Origin of the sequence: Sandarakinorhabdus sp., assembly GCF_040398665.1 — a bacterium.
Taxonomy (GTDB): Bacteria; Pseudomonadota; Alphaproteobacteria; order Sphingomonadales; family Sphingomonadaceae; genus Sandarakinorhabdus.
In genome coordinates this window covers 81,336-105,787 of record NZ_JBBATQ010000011.1, presented here as the reverse complement: position 1 = coordinate 105,787, position 24,452 = coordinate 81,336, and the positions used below count along the sequence as shown (strand labels likewise).

Here is a 24,452-nt window from a genome sequence, read left to right as displayed (position 1 = left end):
CCAGACGCTTGAACAACCCCTGAACATCGCTGTTCTTGCCATCCGTTCATGCAACAAGCCGCGCAGCGGTGCAACCAGTGCAACAGACGGCCGGCCCAGCGCCCCCCACCCACACGCCCCTTGCCAGTCGCGGCATCCTTCGCCACTGCCATGGCAACCATGCCCGAACCCATTCTCACCCTTGATTCCATCGGCCTGAAAACCGGCAGCGACTGGCTGTTCCGGCAATTGTCGCTCACCATCGATGCACGCGACCGGGTGGCCCTGATCGGCCGCAACGGCGCCGGCAAATCGACCTTGCTGAAGATCATCGACGCCAGCCTGCAATTTGATGAAGGCCGCCGCGCGACAGCATCGGGCCTGCGCATCGGCCGGCTGGAGCAGGATCCTCCCATGGCCGAATTTGCCACGTTGGGCGATTATGCCATGGCCGGCGGCGCGCAGCCTTACGAGGTCGAAGCGCTGGCCGACCAACTTGGGATGGACATGGCCCGCCCCGCCGCCACCTCATCGGGCGGGGAACGCCGCCGCGCCGCGCTGGTGCGGGTGCTCGCCGATGCGCCCGATCTGCTGCTGCTCGATGAGCCGACCAACCATCTGGACATCGGTGCCATCACCTGGCTGGAAAACTGGCTGGATCGCAGCCGCTGCGCCCTGGTGGTGATCAGCCATGATCGCGCCTTCCTCACCCGCCTGACCAAGAATTGCCTGTGGCTCGATCGCGGCATGCTGCGCCGGGCCGAGGTGGGCTTTGGCGGGTTCGATGCCTGGGCCGAAGCCGTCGCCGCCGAAGAAGAGCGCACGGCACAGCGCCTGGACACGAAGCTGCGCGCCGAGGAACATTGGCTGCAACGCGGCGTGACAGCGCGGCGCAAACGCAACATGGGCCGGTTGTCGAAATTGATGGACCTGCGCGAAACCCGCCGCAGCCTGGATCGCGGCCCCACCACGGCACGCATTTCCACCCAGAGCGAAGACCCGGGGTCGAAGATCCTTATCGATGCCAAGCATGTATCGGTGGCGTTCGGTGGCCGCGTGCTGATCGATGATCTGTCGCTGCGCGTGCGCAAGGGCGACCGGATCGGCATTGTCGGCCCCAATGGCGCCGGCAAATCCACGTTGATCAAGCTGCTGCTCGGCCAGATCGCGCCCGACGCCGGCAGCATCACCCGCGCAGCCACACTGTTGCCCACCATCATCGATCAGCACCGCCTGCGCCTGAGCGGCCGCACCGTGCGCGAAGTGCTGGCCGATGGCGGCGAATGGCTGGAGGTGAACGGCACCAAGAAACATGTCGCCGGCTATCTGAAGGAATATCTGTTCGAACCCGGCATCCTGGATGCGCCGGCCGCCAGCCTGTCGGGCGGCGAGCAATCGCGGCTGTTGCTGGCTCGCGAATTCGCAACGCCGTCCAATCTGATGGTGCTCGATGAACCGACCAACGATCTCGACATGGAAACGCTCGATCTGATCGAGGAAGTGATCGGCGATTATGACGGCACCGTGCTGCTGGTCAGCCATGATCGCGCCTTTCTGGACCGGGTGGTGACGATGATCGTCGCCATGGATGGCCACGGCCATGCCGATATCAGCGTCGGCAGCTGGAGCGACTGGGCGGCCCGCCAGACCCCGGCCGCGAAGGGCAAGGGCCGTTCTGCCGGATCGACCACGCCGGTCGCCTCTGCTCCGGCGAAAAAGGCCGGCAAGCTCAGTTACAAGGATGCGCGCGAGCTTGCCGAACTGCCTGGCCGTATCGAGGCGCTGGGCCGGGACATCACTGCTCGCGAAGCCCGGCTGGCTGACCCAGAGCTCTATGCGAAAAACCCCACCCGCTTCGCCGCGGTCAGCGCAGATCTCGATGCGCTGCGTGCCGAGATGGAGGGCGCCGAACTGCGCTGGCTCGAACTGGCGGCGATGGAAGAGGGACTGGCCGGCTGAGCGGCCGAACAGACTACGATAAAATTCAAGCTGTTAACTCCCTCCCCCTTGTGGGGAGGGCGACTCGCGCCCCTTGGCGCGAGCGGGGTGGGGGTGGCGCCGGTGGCCGCTTGGGGAACCCCCAGCCCGCTCCTCTGGCGCAGGGTCGCCCTCGCCGCAGCCGGAGGCGACGCGAAGCGTCAACGGGGAAGGCGCCGAAATATTTCTGTTTCAAGCCTATACCGCGCGCCGCATCAGCACATCATCCACCGGCACGCCATCCACGCGGATCGCATCGGCATCAATGGCATAGGGCCGGAACCCGCAGGCCAGATAAAGCGCAATGGCCGGCGCATTGGCGATGGCAACGCTCAATTCCAGCGTTTCCACCCTACCCTTGGCGCGTTCCAGCACTGCGGCGATCAACGCCCGCCCGACGCGGCGCCCACGCGCTGCCGGCGCGACATACATGCCGACCAGGCTGCCGCGATGGCCTTGCTTGCGCCCCGGCTCGACCGACAGCGCCGCCGTGCCGACCAGCCTGCCTTCCACAAAGGCGCCGAAGGTGAAGCGCCGCTGCAGCCTCGCCACCCAGTCTACGATCGGCCACGCCGCTTCCTCATCCCCATCGGCGCCAAACGCGTGGGGATTGTCCCGCAGCCCTTGCAGGCGCAGCGCGCGATAGGCCTCCACATCCGCCGCCGCCAGCGGACGCACGAGCAGATCAGGCAACCTCGGCTCCGGGCGTGACCGCCGGTTCGACGTGCTGCGGCAGCACCACCCGCAACGGTGCGGGCGAAACCTTGGCGGTATCGTGCCGACGGATGAACTGTTCCACCACCGGCGCCACACCTTCGCGCCATTTGCGGCCGTTGAAGATGCCATAATGGCCGGCACCCAATGCCATGTGATAGGCTTTCTTGGTGTCGGGCAGGTTCACGGCCAGTTCGAGCGCAGCGCGCGTCTGGCCGATGCCGGAAATATCATCGCGCTCGCCTTCGATGGCCAGCAGCGCCGTGCGGGTGATCGCCGCCGGATCGGCCAGGCGTCCGCGGTGCCAGAACTGGCCGGTGGCCAACGCCTGACGCTGGAACACCAGATCGATGGTCTGCAGGTAAAATTCGGCCGTCATGTCACAGACGGCGCGATATTCATCATAGAACGCCTTGGTGGCATCCGAGGATTCCGTATCGCCCTCGATCAGGTGTTTGAACATTTCCCAATGCGATTTCATGTGGTTGGCCAGATTCATCGACAGGAAGCCGGACAATTGCAGATAGCCGGGATACACTTTGCGCCCTGCGCCCGGATAGACATCGGGCACGCGCTGGATCACCGCTTGTTCGAACCAGGCATAGGGCCGGTTGTGCGCCAGATCATTCACCGATGTCGGGGCCTTGCGCGTGTCGACCGGCCCTCCCATCAACGTGAGCGTTGGCGGCGCGCACGGGTGATCATCGGCGTTCATCAGGCACACCGCGGCCAGTGCGGGAACCGACGGCTGGCACACGGCCAGCATGTGCGTATCCGGCCCCAGATGCTCCAGAAATTCGATCAGATAATCGACATAGTCGTTCAGATCGAACTTGCCGTCGCCGGTCGGGACTAGCTTGGCATCGCGCCAATCGGTGATGTAGACATCGTGGTCGGGCAGCAACCGCTCAACGGTGCCGCGCAGCAGGGTCGCATAATGGCCCGACATCGGCGCCACCACCAGCACGCGCGGATCGCGCCGGCCAGACACGGCACGCTGGAAATGCTTCAACTGGCCAAACGGCTTTCTCAGCACGATCTCTTCCGACACGGCCACCGATGCGCCATCGACAATGGTGGCCGCCAGACCGAACGGCGGCTTGCCGCGCGGTGCAACCGCGTGGGCAAAGACCTCCAGCGATCGCGCCAGCACCGGCGCCACTGGCGACCACGACATCGGGTTGGCCGTGCTCAACAACAGATCGGAACTGGACTTGGCCATCATGCCGACACCGGCCATCCAGGCGCGCTGCATCTCGAACGACGTGTAAAGCATGGAAATCCTTTCGATGCGGCCTGTCGGCCTGCCCATCTTCCGTGCCATATCGCAGGTGCAGCATAAACCGAAAACTGCGGGCAGCGGACGAATATTCGGGAACGGCCCGGTGGACGGGTGTTGCAACGGTCAAATGCTCCCCCGCGTTGCTGATGCCACAGCCATGCCATTATGATTGAGCAAGAGGCACCTGCCTGTTATCAGCCGCCATGGCTTCCCGTCCGCCGAAACCGCCGCTGCCGCCTGTGGGTGAACGCAAACTGTCCCGGCTGCGGCTGTTGTGGCGGTTCGCTGGCGCCTATCCGTGGCAGTTGGCCGCCGCGCTGACGGCGCTGCTGGTGGCGGCGGTGACCACTTTGGCCATTCCGCAGGGCCTGAAGATGATCGTGGACAACGGTTTTTCGCGCGGCAGCGATCCCGCCGCCATCCGGCCGTTCTTCACCATCTTCCTCGGCCTGGTCGGCATGCTCGGTCTGGCAACCGCGACCCGCTTCTATTTCGTCACCTGGATCGGAGAGCGCGTCGTTGCCGACCTGCGCACCGCGGTGCAGCGCCATCTGGTGTCGCTGGATCCGGTGTTTTTTGAAGTGAACCGCCCGGCCGAAATCGCCAGCCGGCTGACATCCGATACCGCCATCATCGAACAGGTGGTCTCCACCTCGGCCAGCCTGGCGCTGCGCAACAGCGTGATGGGCATCGGCGGCGTCGGCTACATGTTCTGGGTCTCCCCGCGTCTCACCCTGCTGATGATGCTGGTGATCCCGCTGACCATGCTGCCGATCCTGTTTCTCGGCCGCAAGGTGCGCGAGATTTCCCGCACCAGCCAGGATCGCGTCGCCGATCTGGGCACCATGGTGTCCGAAGTGCTCGGCGCCATCCGCATCGTGCAGGCCTTCACCCAGGAAGGCCGCGAAGCCGCACGCTTCTCGGCCGGCGTGGAGCGCAGCTTTGCCACCGCCAAATCCCGTATGCGGCTGCGCGCCATCATGACCGCGCTGGTGATCAGCCTGGTGTTCGGCGCGATCACGCTGGTGCTCTGGCAGGGCGCGCTCGATGTGATTGCCGGCACCCTGTCGGGGGGGTCGATTGCGGCGTTCGTGTTTGCCGCCGCCATCGTCGCCGGCGCGTTCGGCACGCTCACTGAAGTCTATGGCGATTTCATGCGCGCCGCCGGTGCCTCGGGCCGGATGGAAGAATTGCTTGCGGCCCGCCCGATGATCAGCGCGCCGGCCAATCCCACGGCGCTGCCGGCGAATGCACAAGGCCGGCTGGAACTGAACGATGTGCATTTCCATTATCCGTCCAAGCCGGATGCGCCGGCCCTGAACGGCTTCACCCTGCATGTTGCGCCGGGCGAAACCGTGGCCGTGGTCGGGCCATCCGGCGCTGGCAAATCGACCTTGTTCCAGCTCGTCCAGCGCTTCTATGATCCGGAATCGGGCGATCTGCGCATCGATGGCGTGGCCTATCGCGATGCCGACCCGCACGAAATCCGCGAACGCATTGCGGTCGTGCCGCAGGAAACCGTGATCTTCGCCGCCAGCGCGTTCGAGAATATCCGCTATGGCCGTCCCGATGCCAGCGAAGCCGACGTATGGGCGGCTGCGGAAGCCGCGCACGCCGATCTTTTCCTGCGTGAACTGCCGGAGGGCATCCACTCCTATCTCGGCGAAAGCGGCACCCGCCTGTCGGGCGGCCAGCGCCAACGGGTGGCCATTGCCCGCGCCATCCTGCGCAGCGCGCCGATCCTGCTGCTCGATGAAGCGACCAGCGCGCTGGACGCCGAAAGCGAGCAACTGGTCCAGTCTGCCCTGGATGAGATGATGAAGGAGCGCACCACTTTGGTGATCGCCCATCGCCTGGCCACCGTGCGCAATGCGGATCGCATTGTGGTGATGGACAAGGGCCGCATCGTTGCCACCGGCACCCACGACAGCCTGATGGCGGGTGGCGGCCTCTATGCGCGGCTGGCCCGGTTGCAGTTCGATCAGGTTGCCGCCTGACCCCTATTGGGCGGTATAGCCGCCGTCGACCACCAGTTCGGCACCGGTCATGAAGCTCGAGGCATCGCTGGCCAGGAACAGAACTGCCTCGCCGATTTCACGCGGCAACCCAAATCGTGCCATCGGATGCGCCGCCATCAACGCCACGCGCACTTCATTGCCATCATCACGAGCAGCCAGCGCGTTCGACACCAGCGGCGTATCGATGAAGCCGGGGTGGAGGCTGTTGACTCGTATATTGTGCGGCGCCCATTCCAGCGCCGCCGCCTTGGTGAGCAAGGTGACCCCACCCTTCGAGGCGCAATAGGCCGCCGCCCCGGGCATGCCGACCTTGCCGAGGATTGAGCTGACATTGATCACACTGCCACCACCGGCTGCGGCGATGCGCGGACCGGCATGGCGCAGGCCCAGGAACACGCCATCCAGATTGACGCTGAGGATGGTGCGCCACGCCTCCAGGCTGTGATCCAGCAGTTCGTGCCGGCCACCGGAAATGCCGGCATTGTTGACCAGAATATCGAGGCGGCCAAAATCGCTGATGGCATGTTCGACCGCGGCGGCCCAATCGGCTTCGCTGGTCACATCATGCAGGCGAAATGCGGCCTTCAAGCCCTTGTCGGCCATCGCGCCGGCCACTTCCTCCCCAGCCAGATCACGATCGGTGAGCAGCACCGCCGCCCCGGCCTGCGCCAATGCCCAAGCCGCCGCGGCGCCCAGCCCGGAGGCCGCGCCAGTGACGAGTGCGACCTTGCCGTGAAGATTGGTCATGTTCTGTCTCCCTTTGGTGCGGGAGATTAGGGCCGCTGCGCGCGGAGGCATAGCTACCAAAATCCCCTCCCCCCATGACGGGGCAAGGGCCCACGCTGCCGGCGTGGGAGGACGAGGGGCAAGCGCACGGACTTGCAGCACACACGACCACGGCTGCTGGCCAAGCCGGCGTGTCCGTTTCGAGAAACTAGCCGCTGTCGGAACGAAAGCGCGCGGCAGAGCCGCAATGCCTGCCCCGGACGTGATCCGGGGCCTGCCCCGGACGTGATCCGGAGCCGACGAAACAAAAAAGGCGACCCGAAGGTCGCCTTTTTCTCTAGCGGTCTGATCCTGCCGGATTCGGCAAAGCGTTGTGCGAAATGCGCACCCGGCTGCGATCAGTTCGCGTAGGCCTCATTGCCCACAAAGCCCATCTTCTCGATGCCAGCCTTCTGAGCCCCGGCCATCACCTGGTCAACCAGTTCGTACCTGGCCTCGGCTTCCGGACGCATCCGAAGCTCCGGCTGTTCCGGCATGGCAGCAGCCTGCTTCATGTAGCCCTTCATGACATCGAGTGTCACTTCGGTCTTGTTCCAGTACAGATTGCCCAGGAAGTCGATGTCGATCTGGTTGAACACCGGATCGATATTGCTGGGGTTCGGGTTCGGCGGCGGCAGATCCAGCTTCACGGCGTGGGTCTGCGGCGGAATGGTGATGATGAACATGATGAGCAAGACGAGCATGACGTCGATCAACGGCGTCGTGTTCATTTCGCCCATCGGGGCGTCTTCGTCCTTGCTGCCAACCGACATTGCCATGGCGCTTACTCCTGTCTGTCAAGCGGCGGCCAGCCCGGAAGCCGGCCGCCTCAACCTATCAAAAATCGCGCGTCACATCGCCGGCGACGGGTTCGGAAATGAACCCAACTTTCAGGAAGCCGGCCCGCTGCATGGTGAACACCACGCCGCCGATGCAGCGATAGGCCACATCCTTGTCACCGCGGATATGCACTTCCGGCAGTTCGATCTTGCCACCCAGGGCTTCCTGGCGGGCAATCTCGTCCTTCAGCGCCCTGACGCCACGATCCAGCAGCTCCTGCTTCGATGTCACCAACGTCTGACCCCAATAGGTGTCGCAGTTGGAGTCCACCGAAATCAGCACGTTCTCCGGCTTGGTGGTTGTTGGCAGGTTGGTCACGGTCGGCAGCTTCAGCGGCACGACCTGGATCACGACCGGGACGGTGATGAGGAAGATGATGAGGAGCACCAACATGACGTCGACCAGCGGCGTCGTGTTGATCTCGTTCATCGGTGCATTCTCGTCACCGTCCGACGATCCGACACTCATTGACATTTGTCTGTCTCCCGTTTCAGACGGCGATCAGACCGTTCAGCGTTTGACCGGAGCAGCGGGGGCGGCGGCCGGAGCAGCAGCAGCCGCCTTCGGACGTTCGATGCGAGCACCTGACACCAGAGCACCGTGCACATCGGCGGTGAAGTTGTTCAGGCGTTCGGCGATGTCCTTGTTGCGGCGCACCAGCCAGTTGTAACCCAGCACGGCGGGAACGGCCACGGCCAGACCCAGAGCGGTCATGATCAGAGCTTCACCGACCGGACCGGCGACCTTGTCGATCGACGCCTGGCCAGCGAGGCCGATGTTGATGAGCGCGCGGTAGATGCCGACGACGGTGCCGAACAGACCGACGAACGGCGAGGTCGAACCGACCGAAGCCAGGAACGAGAAGCCGGTGGTCAGCTTGCCATTGATGGCCGTGACCGAACGGTTCAGCGCCATCGTCACCCACTCGTGCTGATCGATCTTGTCGGTCAGGCGGCCTTCGTGGTGATCGGAAGCGCGCAGGCCGTCTTCGACGATCTGACGGAAGGGCGAGTTCTTGTCGAGCTTGCCCGCGCCGGTCTTCAGATCAGGCGCCGACCAGAATTTCTTTTCCAGCTCAGCAACTTCGGTGTTGATCTTGCGCTGATCCAGATACTTGGTGATGATGATGAACCAGCTGTACAGCGACATGAACACCAGCAGCAGGAACACGGCCCAGGCGATCACACCGCCCTGTTGCAGCGCGGCCAACAGGCCATATGGATTTTCGGCGTTTTCGGTCTGCATTGTCTGTTTCCCTCGTTTATCGTTGCAGTCTGTAGTGCAAAGTCTGGTTCATGAAACAACCCGCCGAGGCACACGGCCGGGACGGGTTGCTTCCGATCAGTTGGTCAGTTGCCAGCGCACGGGCTGGGTCTTGCGCTCCGCCACCGGCGTGCCTTCACGCACGGCCGGATTGAAGCGGAAGCGGCGCTTGATGATCGAGCAGGTCACATCGTCAAGCCGCTTGAAGCCGCTCGACTGCGTCACGTCGCAGGTCTGCACCCGGCCGTCGGCTTCGACGACATAAGAGACGCGGACCACGCCTTCTTCCTCGGCGGCGCGCGATGCGCTCGGATAATCGTCTTCGCTGATCACGTTGCCGCGCCCACGCGGCGTCGCCGGAGTCGTCGGACCAACGGCCACCGGGGCCGGAGGCGGCGGGGCCGGCGGGGCGACCACGGGCGGATCGGGACGGGCGATGTTCGACTGGACCGAAATCGTCGGCGCCGCGTCCTGCTGTACCGACACTTCCGGCGGCGGCACATACGGCGGGATTTCGATTTCCTTCGGCGGCGGCGGTGGCGGCTCGTCTGGCGGCGGCGCCTCCTCCTTCACGTTCACCGCTTCCAGCGGTTCGATGATCTTCTTGACCATCGAAATGGCAAAACCGGTTATGATGGCATAGCCGAGGATCACGTGCAGGACGGCAACGCCGACCAGCGCGATCTGTCGGTTTTTGCTCATCCCAGGCTGTTCCATGTAAGACATGGCTGGTCTGGCGCTCCCTTAACTACAGGGGAAAGCCGCGGACAGAGGACCCCCCTCAAACCCTGCGCCGATCCCTCGGTGGCATCCTCTAGACGCAAGCGATGCCTAGGAGCAACCGGCTTTTTGCCACAATCCCGCCCGTTTCCCTGTTGGTACGTCAATTCACCCCCTTTTTGGCAGGCTTTGGCGAGCATCGACGGCGGTGCAGCATGGCCAAGGCTTGGCCCAGCGACGATGACAGGGTTACAGTGCTTCCATGCGATTTTCGATTCTGTTCATCCCGCTGATTCCGGTCGCGATTGCAGGCGTTGGCCCTGCCCTGGCCCAGCCGGTGCCGGTGCCGCTTTCCGATCAGCTGGTCAGCTACGCCGATGTCGCGGAACTGGCGCTCGCCAGCCCGGTGATCGTGCGGGCCGGCATCACCCGCGCGGATCGGGTTCGCGGCCCGGCGGCCGAGGGTGTGGCAGCAGGTCGCATGCGACTGCTGGTGACCGCTGCGGTCTCCAATGTGCTGATTGCGCCCGGCGCCATGGCGGGCACGTTGCAATGGCTGTGGGATGCCCCCATCGATGCACGCGGCCGGCCGCCGACCGCCAAAGGCCTTGATGTGATTGCCTTCGTCGCGGCACCGGGCAATGGCGGCGCCACACGCCTGGCCTCACGGCGCGGCCAGCAGCCGTACGACCTGGCGCTCGTCGACCGGGTCCGTGCGATTGCAAGTGAAGCCCGCAGCGGCACAATTCCCGTCGTCCGCGGCGTGGCGAACGGATTTCGCGCCGACGGCACCATCCCCGGCGAAAGCGAAAGCCAGTTCTTCCTGACCACCGCCGACGGCAAGCCGGCCACATTGGTCGTGCAGAATCGGCCCGGCGAAGTCCGGCGTGTGCTGGTGGCGCAAGGCGATATCATCGACGATTCGGCCCGCCGCGTCGCGCCGGAAAGCCTGCTCTGGTATCGTCTCGCCTGTTTCCTGCCCCGCACCCTGCCCGCTGCGGCCGGCGGCAGCGATCCGGCCCTTTCCCGGGACTGGCGCGACGCGATGGCCAGCCTGGGGCCGTGCGGCAAGACCGGCTGACGTTTGGCCCTTGTTCCCTTGCACCCCGTCCGGCAGTCTGCGCGGGTGCTTCAGGGGAACCACATCATGAAATTGCCTGCCATCCTGTTGATTGCCATGGCCGCCAGCCCGGCCCTGGCGGATGAAGTGTTGTGGGACAAATGGGGCGTCCCCCATATCGAGGCGAGCACGGAAGCCGGCGCGTTCAAGGGGTTCGGCTGGGCGCAGGCCGCCAGCCACGGCAATATCCTGCTCCGGATGTACGGCGAAAGCCGCGCCCGCGCGGCGGAATATTGGGGCGCGGACTATGCGCCACTCGATCGCTATCTGATCGCCCATGATGCGCCCGCGCGCAGCCTGGCCTGGTACAGGGCGCAAAGCCCGCAGATGCGCGCGAATCTCGATGGCTTCGCCGCCGGCATCAATGCCTGGATCGCAGCGCACCCCGATTCCGTGCCGGCCGACCTGAAGCGCGTGCTGCCGATCACCGGCGTCGATGTGATGGCGCACGCCCATCGGCTGATGCAGTTCCTGTATGTTGCCCCGATGGCGCGCATGCTCACCCCGCCGGCCGCCTTCACGCCGACCGGGATCGGCGATGCCGGGGATGGCGATGCCGGCGGCTCCAACGGCTGGGCGGTGGCACCGGCGCGGTCGGCGAGCGGCGCGGCGATGTTGCTGGCCAATCCGCACCTGCCATGGGTGCCGTCCCCGCTGACCTATTATGAGGCCCAGATCAGTTCGCCGGGTTACAGCGTCTATGGCGCCACCCAGGTCGGCCTGCCGGTGCTGCGCTTTGCCTTCAACAACAATCTGGGTTTCACCAATACGGTCAACAATATGCTGGGTGCGGCGCGCTATCGGCTGGCGCTGGCGGGCGATGGCTATCTGCTTGATGGCAAGCGCCTCGCGTTCAAGCGCACCACCAAATCGCTGCTGATCCGCCAGAACGACGGCAGCCTGAAGCGCGAACATTTCGTGCAGCGCCACAGCATCCATGGTCCGGTGTTCGATGTCGGCGGTGAAGCCATCGCGGTGCGCATCGCCGGGCTCGATCGTCCCGGCGTGCTGCAGGCCTATCTCGACATGGGCAAGGCACAGGATTTCGCCGGCTTCGAATCGGCGCTGAAGCGCTTGCAGATTCCCAGCTTCAACATCGTTTATGCGGACCGTGCCGGGCATGTGTTCCACATCAGCAACGGCATATTGCCCCGCCACCCCACCGGCGGCAGCCACGCCTATTGGGCGGGGATTGTCCCCGGCAATCGCAGCGATCTGATCTCGACCGAGATCGAGCCGTATGAATCGCTGCCCAAGCTGCTCGATCCGCCCGGCGGCTTCGTGCAGAACGCCAACGACACGCCGTGGGTGAACAGCCTGCCGCGGGTGATCAAGCCGGGCGATTATCCCGCGCATGTCGCCAGCGATGAGGCGATGAGCCTGCGCGCCCAGATGTCGGCCCGGCTGCTGGCCGGCAGCGACAAGCTCAGCTTTGCCGAATTCACCCGCCGCAAGCTGACCACCACCAGCCTGCTGGCCGATCGCATGAAGGGCCCGCTGCTGGCCGCGGCGGCCGGCAGTGACGATGCCGACGTGATCGCCGCGCGGGAATTGCTGGCCGGTTGGGACAATCGCTTCCAGCCCGACAGCCGGGCGGCAATCCTGTTCGAAACCTGGGCAAAGCGCTTTGCCGGGCCGGGTTTGGGCGATCAGCGCAATTTCGCGCAAGGCTGGAGGCTGGAGGATCCAGTGAACACGCCAAATGGCATCAAGGATGATGCCGCCGCCACCGCCATGCTGAAGGCCGCCGCGCAGGAGGTGGTGTCACGCTTCGGCCGCCTCGATCCGGCCTATGGCGACGTCTCCCGCTTCAGTGCCGGCGAAGCCGCCTCAGCGCCGGGCAATGGTGGCCTGGGCGGGCTCGGCCTGTTCCGCACCATCAGCTGGGGGCCGTGGAGCGGCGCCACGCGGGTGCCGCAAGCCGGCGAAACCTGGGTCAATCTGATCGAATTTTCCACGCCAGTAAAGGCGATCGCCGCGATGAGCTATGGCAACAGCAGCCAGCCCGGTTCGCCCCATCGCAGCGATCAGTTGCCGCTGATCAGCGAGCAGCGTTTCCGGCAATTGTGGCTGACGCGGGCGGACGTGGAACGCGATCTGGAGCGGCGCGACGTGTATTGAGGCTCAGTCCGCCGGCGGCACGTGCAGCCAGGCGGCATGCTGGGGCGCGCGTTTGGTCTCGGCCCATTCGGCCAGCATCGCTGGGGCGACGGCCTTCAACGCGGCAAGCTGATCAGGCGTGCCGATGTTGCAGGCCAGTTCGAGGCGGTGGCCGTTGGGATCGAAGAAATAGATCGACTTGAAGATGCCGTGCCAGGTCGGCCCCAGCACATCGACCCCTTGCGCCTCGACATGCGCCTTGGCGGCCAGCAACTCGGCCTCATCGGCGACCTCGAAGGCGATATGCTGCACCCAGGCCGGCGTGTTCGGGTCTCGGCCCATCGCCGGCTGGTTCGGCAGTTCGAAGAACGCCAGCACATTGCCGCCGCCGCAATCGAGGAAGACGTGCATGTAGGGATCATAGGCACCGGTTGACGGCACATGATCCTCGGCGAAGGCGGTGGTGTAGGCCATGCCGAGCACGCGCGCATACCAGGCCACGGTTTCGGCGGCGTCGCGACAGCGATAGGCGACATGGTGGATGCGCTGGAGAACCGGCGCGGTCATTGGGCCGGCTCCTCGACCTGAAGCACGCCGCGGCGCACCTGATCGCGCTCCATCGATTCGAACAGCGCCTTGAAATTGCCTTCGCCAAAGCCTTCGTCGCCCTTGCGCTGGATGAATTCGAAGAACACCGGGCCGATCATGGTTTCCGAAAAGATCTGGAGCAGCAGGCGCCTGGTTCCATCCGTGGTGCCGTCCAGCAAGATGCCGCGCTGTTGCAATTCGGTCACCGGCTCGCCGTGGCCGGGCAGGCGCTCCGCCAGCATCTCGTAATAGGTGGCGGGCGGCGGCGTCATGAACGGCGTGCCCATGGCCTTCAGCCGATCCCACACGCCGAGCAGATCATCGCAGGCAAAGGCGATATGCTGGATGCCCTCGCCGTTGTAGGCGCGCAGGAACTCGTCGATCTGGCCCTTTCCACCGGCGCCTTCCTCGTTCAGCGGGATGCGGATCTTGCCGTCGGGCGCGGTCATCGCCTTGCTGGTCAGGCCGGTATATTCGCCCTTGATATCGAACCAGCGGATCTCGCGGAACCCGGCAATGCGTTCATAAAAGGCCGCCCAATGCACCATGCGGCCACCATAGACATTGTGGGTGAGGTGATCGATAACCTGCAGGCCAGCCCCAACCGGGTTTTGCTCGACACCGGCTTCATAAACGAAATCAATATCATAGATCGACATGCCCGGTGCATAACGATCAATCAGGTAGATGATCGACCCGCCGATGCCGCGGATGCCGGGCAGGCGCAACTCCATCGGGCCGGTGCGCGATTCCACCGGCTCGGCGCCGCGGTCCAGCGCCTGGCGGTAGGCCGCCGCCGCATCCTTCACCCGCCAGCCCATGCCGCATGCCGATGGGCCATGCTCGGCAGCAAAATACGCCGCCGGGCTGCGTGGTTCATAATTGGCGATCAGGTTGATGCCGCCCTGGCGCCACAACTGCACATCTTTCGAACGGTGGCGGGCCACAGGCGCGAAGCCCATCGCGGCAAACACCGGCTCCAGCACGCCCTTGGCCGGCGCACAAAATTCGATGAACTCAAAACCATCCAGGCCGAGCGGATTGTCGAACAAATCAGCCATGGCAGACCTCCTTGATCAGAAAGACACTTGATATGTCGTCTCTGCGCGACCCTGGGCTGAGGCGTCAAGTTTGTGTGTGAATATGCAGAGGCTGTCGGCCAGGCCAATTCTTGCTGATGCCCCCCTGCCTATTGCCCCACAGCTCCTGTGTTGACTTGCCGTCAAGCCTCTGCAACTCTTTGTCATCGGGAGAAAGAGCATGCGCTTCAGGGCGATGGTGGCTGCCGTGCTGATGATGGGCTGGGCAGCGCTGGCCAGCGCGCAGCCGGCGGCGCCATCCGCACCCGCCGCGCCGGCCGTCACCCCGAAGATCGTCGTGCAGGCCATGCAGGTGGCCGGGATCGATGTGGCGGCCTGGTCGGCCAACAGCCGATTTATCTTCACGGCATCGGGCATATTGCGCGAATTTCTGGTGTGGGATGTGGCGCGCGGCCAGATCATCGATCGGATCAAGTTGCCCGGCGCCCGCCAATCGACCACCGAAGTCATGCAGTTGCGCAGCATGGCCCTTGCCGCCGATGGCCGCACCCTGCGCATCGAAGGCGAGGTGCTGGATCTGACCAGCGCCAATCTGATCGGCCAGCGCGTGTATCTGATTGACAGCGTCAGCCGCCGCGTCACCCTGGTGCCGCCCCCGCCGATGCCCCCGCGCACAGCCCCGCAATCGGCCGCCGATCAACGCCGGATCCAGGCGGCGGTGGCCGCCTGGCAGACACGGACCCAGCGCTGGATTCAGGCGCTGGAGGTGTTTTACCAAGGCGGCTCCGACATGACCCGGGCCGAAGCGGCGCAAGTGCTGCCGGCGCTGCCGCCATCGCCGGATGGGCAATGGCGTTTGCAGCGCGCCGCGCCGGCGTTTGCGCTGTTGAGCAATGACAACCGCTTGCGGACCCTGGCGGTGAAGGGCAGATTTTCCAATATCGATGATGCCGCCATGTCGCCGGATGGCCGGCGGCTGGCGCTGCTGCAATATGACAGCGATCCGGCCTTTGCCAATGTCGAACGCTCACTGATCGATGTGTTCGACACCGCCCAGGGGCGCTTTGTCGGGGCGATGGCGGTGCCGGGCACCTATGACAAGCTGCTGTGGACGAACGCCGGGCAGATATTGGCGCTGCCATTCGACAGTGATGACGACCCGCTGGATGGTGCCATGCAAGGCGTGCCGGCGCCGGTGCTGCGGCTGGACGCGGCCACCGGAGCGGTGCTGGCCAGCCACCCGCCGCGCTGTTTCGTGGCCCCGCTGCCCGATGGCAGCCTGGTGGGGGCGGGCCTGGCGAATTGCCGATCGCAGGTGGGGGCAGACAAGGCGCTGGTGCGGCTGGTGAACGGGCGCTGGCAGGCGCTGCCAGGCTATAGTGTGCCCGCCGATGCCCATGTGCGGATCATCGTCGCCAGCCCGCGCGGCGACCGGCTGCTGGTGGCAACGCGGCTGAGTGATGGCCAAACGGTGGTGACGATGGTGGACGCGCAGACCGGCGAGGTGGGGGCCGCTCTGGTCCTTCCGGACGCCATATTGGCGATGTCGGCGTTTTCGGCCGATGGCCGCAAAATCTGGCTGTTGGGCAACAATGGCGTGACCGAATGGTTGCCCGATGCGCCGGCTGCCGCCGATGGCACCCCGGCGGTGCGCGATTTTGCGGTGCAGACAACGGTTCCCAGCAGCGTGGCCAGCGATGGCCGCCAATTGCTGGTGGTGGGGCCGCTGGAAGAGCGCATGGTGCGGATCGATCTGGCCACCGGCAAGCCCTTGTCACCGGTGGATTATCCCGGCGGGGTGGCGGTGGGCTTTCTGCCAGGCCGGCCAGTGATGTGGTCCGTTTCGATCATGGGGCAGTTGCGAATGTGGAACTGGCGCAACGGCCAGGTGATGATGATCACCACCTTCCTTCCCGATCAGCATTTCGTGACCGTGGCGCAGGACGGCCGATACGACACCAACCTCGGCCCGGATGCCGAAAATTTCCGTTGGTTCATCCCCAGCGCGCCCTTCCTCAGCCTCGCGCCGCAAACCTTCATGCGCGATTTTTTCGAACCGCAACTGATCCGCAAATTGATGGACTGCACTGTCGCCAACAATTGCGGGGCTGTGCTGAAGCCGGTGCCGCCGATCGCCGGGCTGAACTTCCTGCTGCCCAGCGTGCGCATCACCGGCATCACCAGCACCGGGCCGGGCGAGGCCGCCGTGACATTGAGCGTGACCGAATTCGTGAACGCCGCCGGCCAGCGATCGGGAGCCTATGGCGCCAAGCTGCTGATGAACGGCCGCGAAGTGGCGCAAAATCCCGATGATGGCTTTGCCGAAGCCACCAAGTCGCTGGTCGATTGGCGTGCGGCGAATGTGATCCAGGCCTCCCCCAGGGGCGAAGCGCGGGAATGGAACCAGATCGTGCAAGTGCCCAGCGATGGCCGGCCGATCGAATTCGCTGCCTATGCCTTCAACGCCGATCGGGTGAAAAGCAGCACCGTGCGCACCCGATGGACGCCGCCGCCGATGCCGCGGCGCCAGCGCCGTGCCTTTGTGCTGACCATCGGCGTGGATGAATATACCGAGCCGCGTTTGGCGCTGAACTTTGCCGTGTCTGACGCCGCGGTGATCGGCGATCGTCTGGCGGCCATCCCCGGTTATGAAATGCGCCGCGCCAACCTGGTGACACGGCGGCTGGCCGACGGCCGGGTGGTGCAGGTCACGCGCGCTGATATCAATACCGCGCTCGGCATCTTGGCCGGCTTCCCGCCGGGGCCGCATAGAGATACGCTGGCCAATGCCGGACATGACGGCAGCGCGCTCGATAACGCCACGCCCGACGATATCGTCATCATCAGCTTTTCCGGACATGGCTTTGCCGACGCGCAAGGGAATTTCGCGCTGGTTCCGTCCGACGCGGCGTGGCCGGCGCTGGCGGCGGCCCCCGAAGCCCAAAGCGTGATTTCGGCAACCAACCTGACGATGTGGCTGCGCGCCATCGCCGCCGGCGAAATCGCCTTGATCATCGATGCCTGCCATTCGGGCGCGGCGGTGGCCACGCCGGATTTCAAGCCCGGACCGATGGGCGACACCGGGTTGGGGCAACTGGCCTATGACAAGGGCCTGCGCATCTTGGCCGCCACCCAGGCCGATGACGTTGCGCTGGAAAGCGCATCGTTGCGCCAGGGCCTGCTGACCGCAGCACTGGGCGAAGGCCTGACCCCGCAGGGCGGGCCGGCCGACCTGAACCGCGATGGCCGGGTGCGGCTGGATGAATGGCTGCGCTATGCGGTGGCGCGGCTGCCATCCCTGAATGAAGAAGTGCGGCGCGGCGGCGGGCCGATGGCAGCGCGCGGCGTACGGCTGGTGATGCGCGCCCCCAATGCCCAGCCGCCGCGCGTGCAGGAACCCAGCCTGTTCGATTTCAACGCAGGTCCATCACCGGTGGTGCTGCGGGGCCAACAATGAACCGGATGCACCTTGCCGGGATGGCTACGGCCGTGATCTTGCTGGGTTGGGCTGCGGCGATTTCGGCACAACCGGCACCACAGCCGGCACCGCCACCAGCAGCAGCACCACCCGCCGCCGTCTCCCCCAAGATCGTGGTGCAGGCACTTTCGGCCGGCGGGTTTGATGTGGCGGCCTGGTCGGCGGATAGCCGCTTCGTGTTCACCGCATCGGGCGAGCGGCGCGAATTGTTGATGTGGGACATGCAGCAGGGTGTCATTGTCGATCGGCTGCGGCTGCCTTCGGATGGCAAATCTGCCCAAGAGCATATGAGGCTGCACAGCATGACGTTGCAGCCCGACAAACGGACATTGCGCATCGAAGGCGATGTGATGCGCGGCTTTGACAGCGGCTTTCTCGCCGCTGGCCGCGCCTATCTGGTGGACACCGGCAGCCGCCGGATCAGCATCACCAAGCCAACCCAGGCCCGGCCGACCGGTTGGGGCGCTCTTCTGTACGGCATGGCACGTTTCGTCGGCGCCATGGGCACGGCAGAAGGCGTCGACCCGACCGGCGAAATGGCCGGTAATCTCCGCGAGTTGCCCGCCCTGCTCCCACCGTTGCCGAAATCGCCCGATGGCCGCTGGGGATTGGTGCGCGCCGGCGATGGCCTGGCGCTGGTGGGTGCCGATGGCAAACGCCAGACCATGCCCGCCAAGCCGATGCTGGCCGGCATCGCCGATGCCGATCTGTCGCCCGACGATCGGCGCCTGGCGATCATGACCATGGCGGGCAATCGGCTGATCGATACAGCCAAGACCACGTCGATCGACGTGATCGACATCACCACCGGCGAAGTCCTGCCCCATGCCGACCTGCCGGGCCGTTATGATCGGGTGCGCTGGCTGGATGCCGATCATTATGCCGCGCTGCCCCGCGATCGCGATGACGAGGGACCGGCAGCGGCCGCCGCGCTGCCGGTGCTTGTGGTCAACGCCGTCAGCGGGGCCATCACCGGCCGGGTGGAAGCACGGTGCCACATGGTGGTGCTGCCGGGCGCCGGCATGGTGGCGAGCAGCCTTGTCGGCGCGAGCCTGGCCAATTGCCGGCGGAAGGCACCCACCAGGCAAGCGCTGGAACGGCTGGTGGAGGGCGTCTGGACGGCCTTGCCGGGCTTTGCGCTGCCCAAGGGGGCGGTGGTCAATCAGCTGGCGGCCAGTCCGCGCGGTGACCGGCTGGCCGTGGCGCTGGATCTCGCCGATGGGAGCGTGCGGCTGCGCCTCCACGATGCGGCCACCGGTGCGCCGGGCGCCATGCTTTCGCTGCCGGCGTTCTCCATCGCGGACGAGCCGTTGGTGTCGATGCTGGCGTTTTCGCCCGATGGCCGGCGGCTGTGGCTGGCCGGCAGCCTTGATGGCGGCGAAGACGGGCTGGCCGTGCACGAATGGCAGCCTGATGCGCCGCCAGGCCCCGGCGGCAAGCCGGTGCTGCGCAGCTTTGCAGTGCAGACATTCCTGTCCACGCGCTTTGCCAGCCGCGACAATCGCCTGTTGATCGGCGGCGGCAGTTTTGAACGGATCCGTCAGATCGATCTGACAACCGGCAAGGCGCTGCCCGATGTCAATTTTGCCGGCGCAGCGGCGATGGGGTTCATGCGCACCCGCCCCGTCATCTGGGCGGCCAGCACCAACGACGGCGTGCGGCTGTGGGACCGGCGCAGCGGCCAGGTGTTGATGACGATCAGCCTGCTGCCCAAGCAACGCCATGTCGTGGTGGGCGGCGATGGCCGATATGATACCAATTTGGGCCCGGAATCCGAAAGTTTCCGCTGGCTGATGTCGGACCGGCCGTTCCAGAGCCTGGCCCCGCAAACCTTCATGCGCGATTATTATGAACCGCAATTGATCCGCAAATTGATGGACTGCACCGCTGCGGCCAGTTGCGCGCGCGTGATGAAGCCGGTGCCGCCAGTGGCCGGATTGAACCGGCAACTGCCTGAAGTGCGCATCACCGGGATTGCAAGCGTCAGGCCGGGATGGGCGAACGTGCGCCTGAGCGTGACCGATACAGTAAGCGGATCAGGCCAGCGTTCGGGGACGTTCAACGCCAAATTGTTGATGAACAACCGCGAAGTCAGCCGCAATCCCGGCGATCCCTATATGCCGCAGCCGGGGCTGGAACAATGGCGGGCCCATTATGACATTCGCGGCACACGCGAAGGCGACACGCTGCACTGGATCGAACAGGTGCAGTTGCCCAGCGACGGGCGCGAAATCGAATTTGCCGCCTATGCCTTCAACAGCGATCGGGTGAAGAGCGAGACGGTGCGCATCCGCTGGACGCCGCCGCCAATGCCGCCGCGTCCGCGCCGCGCCTTTGTGCTCACCATCGGAGTCAACGACTACGATGAAAACCGGCTGAAGCTCAATTATGCGGTGCCTGATGCGCAACTCATCGCCGATCGTCTGGCGGCGTTGCCGGGCTATGAAGTGCGCCACACCAGCCTGGTCACACGCACGCGGCCCGATGGCCGGAAACTGTCGGTGACCATTGATGACATAAAGGCGGCATTGAGCATTCTGGCGGGATTTCCGTCAGCCCCGGAACGCAAATTGCTGGCCAAAGCCGGGCATGACAGTTCTGCGCTGGATCAGGTCACGCCCGATGATCTCGTGATCATCAGCTTTTCCGGCCATGGCTTTGCCGATGCGCAGGGGAATTTTGCATTGCTGGCCAGCGATACAAGCTGGCCGGCAGGCAATGCGGCGCCGGCCGACGGCACGGTGCTCACGGCCGACTATCTGGCTTCGTTGCTGCGCACCATCACCGCGCAGGAGATCGCCTTCATCATCGATGCCTGCCATTCCGGCGCAGCGGTGAACACGCCCGATTTCAAGCCCGGCCCGATGGGCGATCCGGGGCTGGGCCAACTGGCGTTCGACAAGGGCATTCGCATCCTTGCTGCGACCCAGGCCGATGATGTCGCGCTGGAGAACGCCGGCCTGGCACAGGGCTTTCTCACGGCCGCGCTCGGCGAAGGCCTGACGCCAGAAGGTGGCCCGGCCGATACCAACCGGGATGGCAAGGTGCTGCTGGATGAATGGTTGCGTTATGCGGTGGCGCGGTTACCATCGTTAAACGAGGAAGTTCGGCGGGGCGGCGGGGTGATGGTCTCGCGCGGCGGCGTGCGCATGGAAATGCGTGCACTGAAAACACCGCCGCGCGTGCAGGAACCCAGCCTGTTCGATTTCAACCCGGCACCGTCGCCGGTGGTGCTGAGGGGGCAACCATGATCTGGCGATTTGGAATCCTGCTTGCAGCCCTGGCCGCGCCGGTGTCGGCATCGGCAGCGGTGCGCGCCGTGTTTGTCGGCATCGACAATTATCAATTTTCGCGCAGCGCCGGGGTGGCGAGCGCCGGGTTCGATGATCTGTCCGGCGCGGTAGGGGACACGCTGCGCATCAAGGCGACGTTGGCCAGGGTTTACGGCCTGGCGCTCGATGCGCCATCGCCGGGCGGGTGCCGATCGGGCAATGCCACGTCGATCACGCTCACCAACACATGCGCCACCAAGGCGGCGATCCTGCAGGCCTGGAACAGTGCCATTGCCGCATCGCAGCCGGGCGATACGCTGATCCTGTATTTTGCCGGCCATGGCTCGCGCTTCATCGATGATCGCGCGCTCGATCAAGCCAGCCGCTACAACAGCACGTTGATGGCGACCAATGCCCGACAGCCCGGCGCGGTGGCCAATGCCGATATTCTCGATCACGAAGTGCGCGCCGTGATCGACCGGGCAACGGCCAAGGGCGTGCGGGTGGTCACCTGGTTCGACAGTTGCAACAGCGGCACCGCCAGCCGCGATGGCCAATCCGCCAGCCGCACCGCGCCCGACCTGCGCGTCAGCGGCCTGCGCCCCATCGCACAACCGGCACAATATGGCACCTATGGCGCCTATCGCGTGCATCTGGGCGCAGCCGGCGATGGGCAGGACGCCAAGGAGGTGGGCAGCGTCGGCGCGCGGGCCGGCGTGTTCACCACCGCGCTGGCGAGCGCGTTGCAGGCGATGCCGCGCGCCAGCTTTGCCGATATCGCGGCAAGCGTGGTGAAGGAGGTGACGCAGCAGACCAGGGGCCGCCAGGTGCCGCATGCCGAAGGCGCGTTGCGCGCCGCGCTGGATGGCCCGGAAATCAAGGTGGCAACCTTCGATGTCGTGCGCGATGGCAACCAGTTGATCCTGGCCGGCGGCGCGCTGGTCGGCATCACACCCGGTTCCCGCTTTGCACTCTATCCCGGCACCAGCGCCGCGCTGCGCGTCGGTGGGGACGCGCCGCTGCTGCGGGCGCGGATTGTGCAAGTGGCGCCGGGCATGGCCGTGCTGGCGCCCGAAGGCCCGCTGCCGGCCGGCCTGCCCGGACGGATGGTGGCGCGCGAGGAGATGCACGGGTTCGGCGCGCTGAAACTGGGGCTGGCGGTCGCCGATCCAGCGGCGCTGGCGGCGGTGCGGCGGCTGGGCTTTGTGGCGGTGGATGCGCGCGGGCCATTTGCGCTGGTGGCAGGGCCGGCCGGCATGGAACTGCGTGGGCGCGGCGGTACGGCACTGGCAACCCTGCCGCCCGCCACCGCCGCCGAATTCGGGGTGCGGCTGGCGAGCGCGCTGGAAAAGATCGCGCGGGTGGAGGCATGGCTGAATGTCGTGCGGCCGCGGCCTGGTGTGGGCCTGTGCGTGCTGAACGGGAACCGCGCCACGTTCGATCCGGCCTATTGTCCGCCGCCGCCGGGCCGGCGCACGCTGAAGCTGGAGCAACCGGCGCTGGTCTCGATCATCAACGAAAGTGATGCGCCGCGCCATGGTTATGTATTTGCGGTCGGCCAGAAATATGATGTGACGCTGGTGCTGCCGGGGTTCGGTGCCAGGGAACCGGCGCTGGCGCCGGGCCAGGCGCTGCCGATCCCGGACGGGCAGGATATCGTGCCCGATGAAACGGGACCCTTGCGCTTTGTCGCGATCGCCAGCGATGTGCCACTGAATGCCACCGTGCTGGAACAATCGAGCACCGATATGGTGGACACTACCGCCTGCCTGAGCGCGGTGGCGCGGGCCTTTTGCCTTGGTGCCGATGGCGCCCGCGGCGGCGGCGGCGGCCGGGTGAACAACTGGTCGGCGGCGGTGATCGACGTGGAGGTGGTGCCATGATCGTGCGCCTGCTGCTGGCCGGGTTGGCGTTGGCGCAACCGCTGCCTGATCCGGCACCTGTCGGCCCTGATCCGGCCGGGCCATCGATGTTGTCGGATGCGCCGCCGGAGCCTGCGAACACTGCCCCGGTCGCCACCACACCGCCGGCTGGGCAGGACGAAGGCTCCCGCGTGGTGCGCGGCACGGCGGCGGCGGCAGGCACTGCGCCGTGGCAGATCCAGCTGTACATGACCACGCCGGTCTCGCCCGAACGGATCAAGGAAGATCGGGAGCTGCCGTCCAGCGACCTCAACAAGAAATTCTATGCCGACATGTCCCGCGAGGAGCTGACCCATTTGTGCGGCGGCGTGATCATCGCCGCCGATTGGGCACGCGGCAGCGCCTGGGCGCTGAGCGCCGGCCATTGCTTCGTCGACAAGAATGACGTGTTGCGCCCCGCTGGCAGCCGGCGGGTGCGGCTGGGCAACAATTATCTGCCGGAGGCCACCGAACTGAAAGTCGATCGGGTGATCGTGCACGCCGATTACCGCCGTGCCGGCGACCGGCGCCACGATATCGCGCTGATCCATCTGGTCGCCGATGATCGTACCGACCGGGCAAAGCTGGCCCATGCCATGCCGGCCACGCTGCCGGCGCCGATGCAGCGGGTGGTGCCTGGCGATGTGCTGAAGGTCACCGGCTGGGGCATGACCGGCGAGAATGAGGATGGCGCCTCCCGCGATGTCGATGGCAAGGCCCTGCGCGGTTCGCCGCTGCTGCTGGAGGCGCGACTGGATCTGGTCGCTGCCGATCGCTGCCGCAAGGTGCCAAACCTTATGCGCACCGTGTGGGATGGCGTGCTGTGCGTGGCCGGCGACACCACCGGGCAGGATAGTTGCCAGGGCGACAGCGGTGGACCGCTCACCCGCCGCGGTGTGCTGGTCGGTCTGGTCAGCGTTGGTCTGGGCTGCGGCCGGCCGGGCGTGCCGGCGCTGTACACGCGCGTCGACCGCTATCTGCCATGGATCAGCACCATGATGGCGGCATCGACGCCGGGCATGAACGCCAAGTGCCGGGCCGTCATCCGCGGACGACGGCCGGCCTTGGATTGCCTGGCTTAGCCCTGCGGCGCGGCGGTCGTCACTTCGCCTTCGCGGTCATCATTGCCGCGATTGCCGCGATCGGTGTTGCCGTCGTCCTCACGATCGTCATTGCCGCGGTTGCCGCGATCGGTGTTGCCTTCTTCCCTGGCGCGATCGCCGCTGGGTGCCGGCGCTGCAACGGCGTCCGCCGGTGCGGCGGCATCGGCGGCAACGGCTGCAGCCGGGGCCTCGGCTTGTGCGTCCGGGGCGGCAGGGCCAACCACCTTCTTGCAACCTGTGAGCAATAGAGCGGCGGCAAATACGGCAACAGCAATGCGCATGATCAATTCCC

General features: G+C 65.6%; 18 protein-coding genes. 8 read left to right on the top strand and 10 right to left on the bottom strand.

Features of this window, described 5'->3' with window-relative positions; all coding sequences use genetic code 11:
* Positions 1 to 159 precede the first annotated feature (159 nt).
* Complete coding sequence (locus tag ABWP22_RS13450) at positions 160 to 1,938, top strand: ATP-binding cassette domain-containing protein (protein WP_353200505.1); 1,779 nt, start codon at positions 160 to 162, stop codon at positions 1,936 to 1,938.
* A gap of 216 nt (positions 1,939 to 2,154) precedes the next feature.
* Here the strand turns inward: ABWP22_RS13450 and ABWP22_RS13445 are convergent, their stop codons facing one another.
* Together ABWP22_RS13445 and ABWP22_RS13440 are read right to left on the bottom strand one after the other, a co-directional pair.
* The gene (locus ABWP22_RS13445) at positions 2,155 to 2,649 is read right to left on the bottom strand and encodes a GNAT family N-acetyltransferase (protein ID WP_353200493.1); all 495 of its coding nucleotides are present in this window, start codon (positions 2,647 to 2,649) and stop codon (positions 2,155 to 2,157) included.
* The gene (locus ABWP22_RS13440; protein WP_353200492.1) at positions 2,642 to 3,946 is read right to left on the bottom strand and encodes a polyhydroxyalkanoate depolymerase; all 1,305 of its coding nucleotides are present in this window, start codon (positions 3,944 to 3,946) and stop codon (positions 2,642 to 2,644) included. The genes ABWP22_RS13445 and ABWP22_RS13440 overlap by 8 nt, the downstream gene beginning before the upstream one ends.
* 209 nt (positions 3,947 to 4,155) lie before the next feature.
* Between ABWP22_RS13440 and ABWP22_RS13435 the strand changes: the two genes are divergently transcribed.
* Complete coding sequence (locus ABWP22_RS13435) at positions 4,156 to 5,949, top strand: ABC transporter transmembrane domain-containing protein (protein ID WP_353200491.1); 1,794 nt, start codon at positions 4,156 to 4,158, stop codon at positions 5,947 to 5,949.
* Positions 5,950 to 5,952: 3 nt separating this feature from the next.
* Here ABWP22_RS13435 and ABWP22_RS13430 read toward each other — a convergent pair whose 3' ends face one another.
* The 5 genes from ABWP22_RS13430 to ABWP22_RS13410 all read right to left on the bottom strand — a co-directional run bounded on the left by ABWP22_RS13430 (position 5,953) and on the right by ABWP22_RS13410 (position 9,540).
* Positions 5,953 to 6,717, bottom strand: coding sequence for an SDR family NAD(P)-dependent oxidoreductase (locus ABWP22_RS13430; RefSeq protein ID WP_353200490.1), 765 nt, complete (start codon positions 6,715 to 6,717; stop codon positions 5,953 to 5,955).
* 377 nt (positions 6,718 to 7,094) lie between these two features.
* Complete coding sequence (locus tag ABWP22_RS13425; protein ID WP_353200489.1) at positions 7,095 to 7,514, bottom strand: ExbD/TolR family protein; 420 nt, start codon at positions 7,512 to 7,514, stop codon at positions 7,095 to 7,097.
* A 58-nt stretch (positions 7,515 to 7,572) separates the two neighbouring features.
* A complete protein-coding gene (locus tag ABWP22_RS13420) occupies positions 7,573 to 8,043 on the bottom strand; it encodes an ExbD/TolR family protein (RefSeq protein ID WP_502951130.1) in 471 nt (156 codons plus the stop codon).
* 42 nt (positions 8,044 to 8,085) lie between these two features.
* On the bottom strand, positions 8,086 to 8,820 hold the full coding sequence (locus tag ABWP22_RS13415; RefSeq protein WP_353200487.1) for a MotA/TolQ/ExbB proton channel family protein: 735 nt from the start codon (positions 8,818 to 8,820) through the stop codon (positions 8,086 to 8,088).
* A gap of 96 nt (positions 8,821 to 8,916) precedes the next feature.
* Positions 8,917 to 9,540: an energy transducer TonB gene (locus ABWP22_RS13410; RefSeq protein WP_353200486.1), complete on the bottom strand. Its 624-nt coding sequence runs from the start codon at positions 9,538 to 9,540 to the stop codon at positions 8,917 to 8,919.
* Between the two features lie 280 nt (positions 9,541 to 9,820).
* Between ABWP22_RS13410 and ABWP22_RS13405 the strand changes: the two genes are divergently transcribed.
* Both ABWP22_RS13405 and ABWP22_RS13400 read left to right on the top strand, forming a co-directional pair.
* Complete coding sequence (locus ABWP22_RS13405; protein WP_353200485.1) at positions 9,821 to 10,639, top strand: hypothetical protein; 819 nt, start codon at positions 9,821 to 9,823, stop codon at positions 10,637 to 10,639.
* Positions 10,640 to 10,705: 66 nt separating this feature from the next.
* On the top strand, positions 10,706 to 12,799 hold the full coding sequence (locus tag ABWP22_RS13400) for a penicillin acylase family protein (RefSeq protein ID WP_353200484.1): 2,094 nt from the start codon (positions 10,706 to 10,708) through the stop codon (positions 12,797 to 12,799).
* Positions 12,800 to 12,802: 3 nt separating this feature from the next.
* Here ABWP22_RS13400 and ABWP22_RS13395 read toward each other — a convergent pair whose 3' ends face one another.
* Both ABWP22_RS13395 and hppD read right to left on the bottom strand, forming a co-directional pair.
* Positions 12,803 to 13,345, bottom strand: a complete 543-nt coding sequence (locus tag ABWP22_RS13395) for a VOC family protein (protein WP_353200483.1) — start codon at positions 13,343 to 13,345, stop codon at positions 12,803 to 12,805.
* Positions 13,342 to 14,427 carry a 4-hydroxyphenylpyruvate dioxygenase gene (hppD, locus tag ABWP22_RS13390; RefSeq protein WP_353200482.1) on the bottom strand — a complete coding sequence of 362 codons (1,086 nt, stop codon included), beginning with the start codon at positions 14,425 to 14,427 and terminating at the stop codon, positions 13,342 to 13,344. The genes ABWP22_RS13395 and hppD overlap by 4 nt, the downstream gene beginning before the upstream one ends.
* Before the next feature lie 199 nt (positions 14,428 to 14,626).
* Here hppD and ABWP22_RS13385 point away from each other — a divergent pair, with 199 nt between their 5' ends.
* The 4 genes from ABWP22_RS13385 to ABWP22_RS13370 are packed head-to-tail and all read left to right on the top strand — an operon-like array spanning position 14,627 to position 24,139.
* Entirely contained in the window at positions 14,627 to 17,863 is a 3,237-nt protein-coding gene (locus ABWP22_RS13385) for a hypothetical protein (RefSeq protein WP_353200481.1), read from the top strand.
* A gap of 32 nt (positions 17,864 to 17,895) precedes the next feature.
* A complete protein-coding gene (locus ABWP22_RS13380) occupies positions 17,896 to 21,135 on the top strand; it encodes a caspase family protein (protein ID WP_353200480.1) in 3,240 nt (1,079 codons plus the stop codon).
* Positions 21,132 to 23,039, top strand: a complete 1,908-nt coding sequence (locus ABWP22_RS13375) for a caspase family protein (RefSeq protein ID WP_353200479.1) — start codon at positions 21,132 to 21,134, stop codon at positions 23,037 to 23,039. Before ABWP22_RS13380 ends, ABWP22_RS13375 begins: the two co-directional genes overlap by 4 nt.
* Positions 23,036 to 24,139 carry a serine protease gene (locus ABWP22_RS13370; RefSeq protein ID WP_353200478.1) on the top strand — a complete coding sequence of 368 codons (1,104 nt, stop codon included), beginning with the start codon at positions 23,036 to 23,038 and terminating at the stop codon, positions 24,137 to 24,139. The genes ABWP22_RS13375 and ABWP22_RS13370 overlap by 4 nt, the downstream gene beginning before the upstream one ends.
* Here the strand turns inward: ABWP22_RS13370 and ABWP22_RS13365 are convergent.
* On the bottom strand, positions 24,136 to 24,441 hold the full coding sequence (locus ABWP22_RS13365) for a hypothetical protein (RefSeq protein WP_353200477.1): 306 nt from the start codon (positions 24,439 to 24,441) through the stop codon (positions 24,136 to 24,138). The genes ABWP22_RS13370 and ABWP22_RS13365 overlap by 4 nt on opposite strands.
* Positions 24,442 to 24,452 lie beyond the last annotated feature (11 nt).

Excerpts from the sequence above, each read along its gene's own strand:
- ABWP22_RS13450 (WP_353200505.1), top strand. The coding sequence starts at position 160 with ATGCCCGAACCCATTCTCACCCTTGATTCCATCGGCCTGAAAACCGGC.
- ABWP22_RS13440 (WP_353200492.1), bottom strand. The coding sequence starts at position 3,946 with ATGCTTTACACGTCGTTCGAGATGCAGCGCGCCTGGATGGCCGGTGTC.
- ABWP22_RS13435 (WP_353200491.1), top strand. The coding sequence starts at position 4,156 with ATGGCTTCCCGTCCGCCGAAACCGCCGCTGCCGCCTGTGGGTGAACGC.
- ABWP22_RS13430 (WP_353200490.1), bottom strand. The coding sequence starts at position 6,717 with ATGACCAATCTTCACGGCAAGGTCGCACTCGTCACTGGCGCGGCCTCC.
- ABWP22_RS13425 (WP_353200489.1), bottom strand. The coding sequence starts at position 7,514 with ATGGCAATGTCGGTTGGCAGCAAGGACGAAGACGCCCCGATGGGCGAA.
- ABWP22_RS13420 (WP_502951130.1), bottom strand. The coding sequence starts at position 8,043 with ATGAGTGTCGGATCGTCGGACGGTGACGAGAATGCACCGATGAACGAG.
- ABWP22_RS13415 (WP_353200487.1), bottom strand. The coding sequence starts at position 8,820 with ATGCAGACCGAAAACGCCGAAAATCCATATGGCCTGTTGGCCGCGCTG.
- ABWP22_RS13410 (WP_353200486.1), bottom strand. The coding sequence starts at position 9,540 with ATGAGCAAAAACCGACAGATCGCGCTGGTCGGCGTTGCCGTCCTGCAC.
- ABWP22_RS13405 (WP_353200485.1), top strand. The coding sequence starts at position 9,821 with ATGCGATTTTCGATTCTGTTCATCCCGCTGATTCCGGTCGCGATTGCA.
- ABWP22_RS13400 (WP_353200484.1), top strand. The coding sequence starts at position 10,706 with ATGAAATTGCCTGCCATCCTGTTGATTGCCATGGCCGCCAGCCCGGCC.
- ABWP22_RS13395 (WP_353200483.1), bottom strand. The coding sequence starts at position 13,345 with ATGACCGCGCCGGTTCTCCAGCGCATCCACCATGTCGCCTATCGCTGT.
- hppD (WP_353200482.1), bottom strand. The coding sequence starts at position 14,427 with ATGGCTGATTTGTTCGACAATCCGCTCGGCCTGGATGGTTTTGAGTTC.
- ABWP22_RS13385 (WP_353200481.1), top strand. The coding sequence starts at position 14,627 with ATGCGCTTCAGGGCGATGGTGGCTGCCGTGCTGATGATGGGCTGGGCA.
- ABWP22_RS13375 (WP_353200479.1), top strand. The coding sequence starts at position 21,132 with ATGATCTGGCGATTTGGAATCCTGCTTGCAGCCCTGGCCGCGCCGGTG.
- ABWP22_RS13370 (WP_353200478.1), top strand. The coding sequence starts at position 23,036 with ATGATCGTGCGCCTGCTGCTGGCCGGGTTGGCGTTGGCGCAACCGCTG.
- ABWP22_RS13365 (WP_353200477.1), bottom strand. The coding sequence starts at position 24,441 with ATGCGCATTGCTGTTGCCGTATTTGCCGCCGCTCTATTGCTCACAGGT.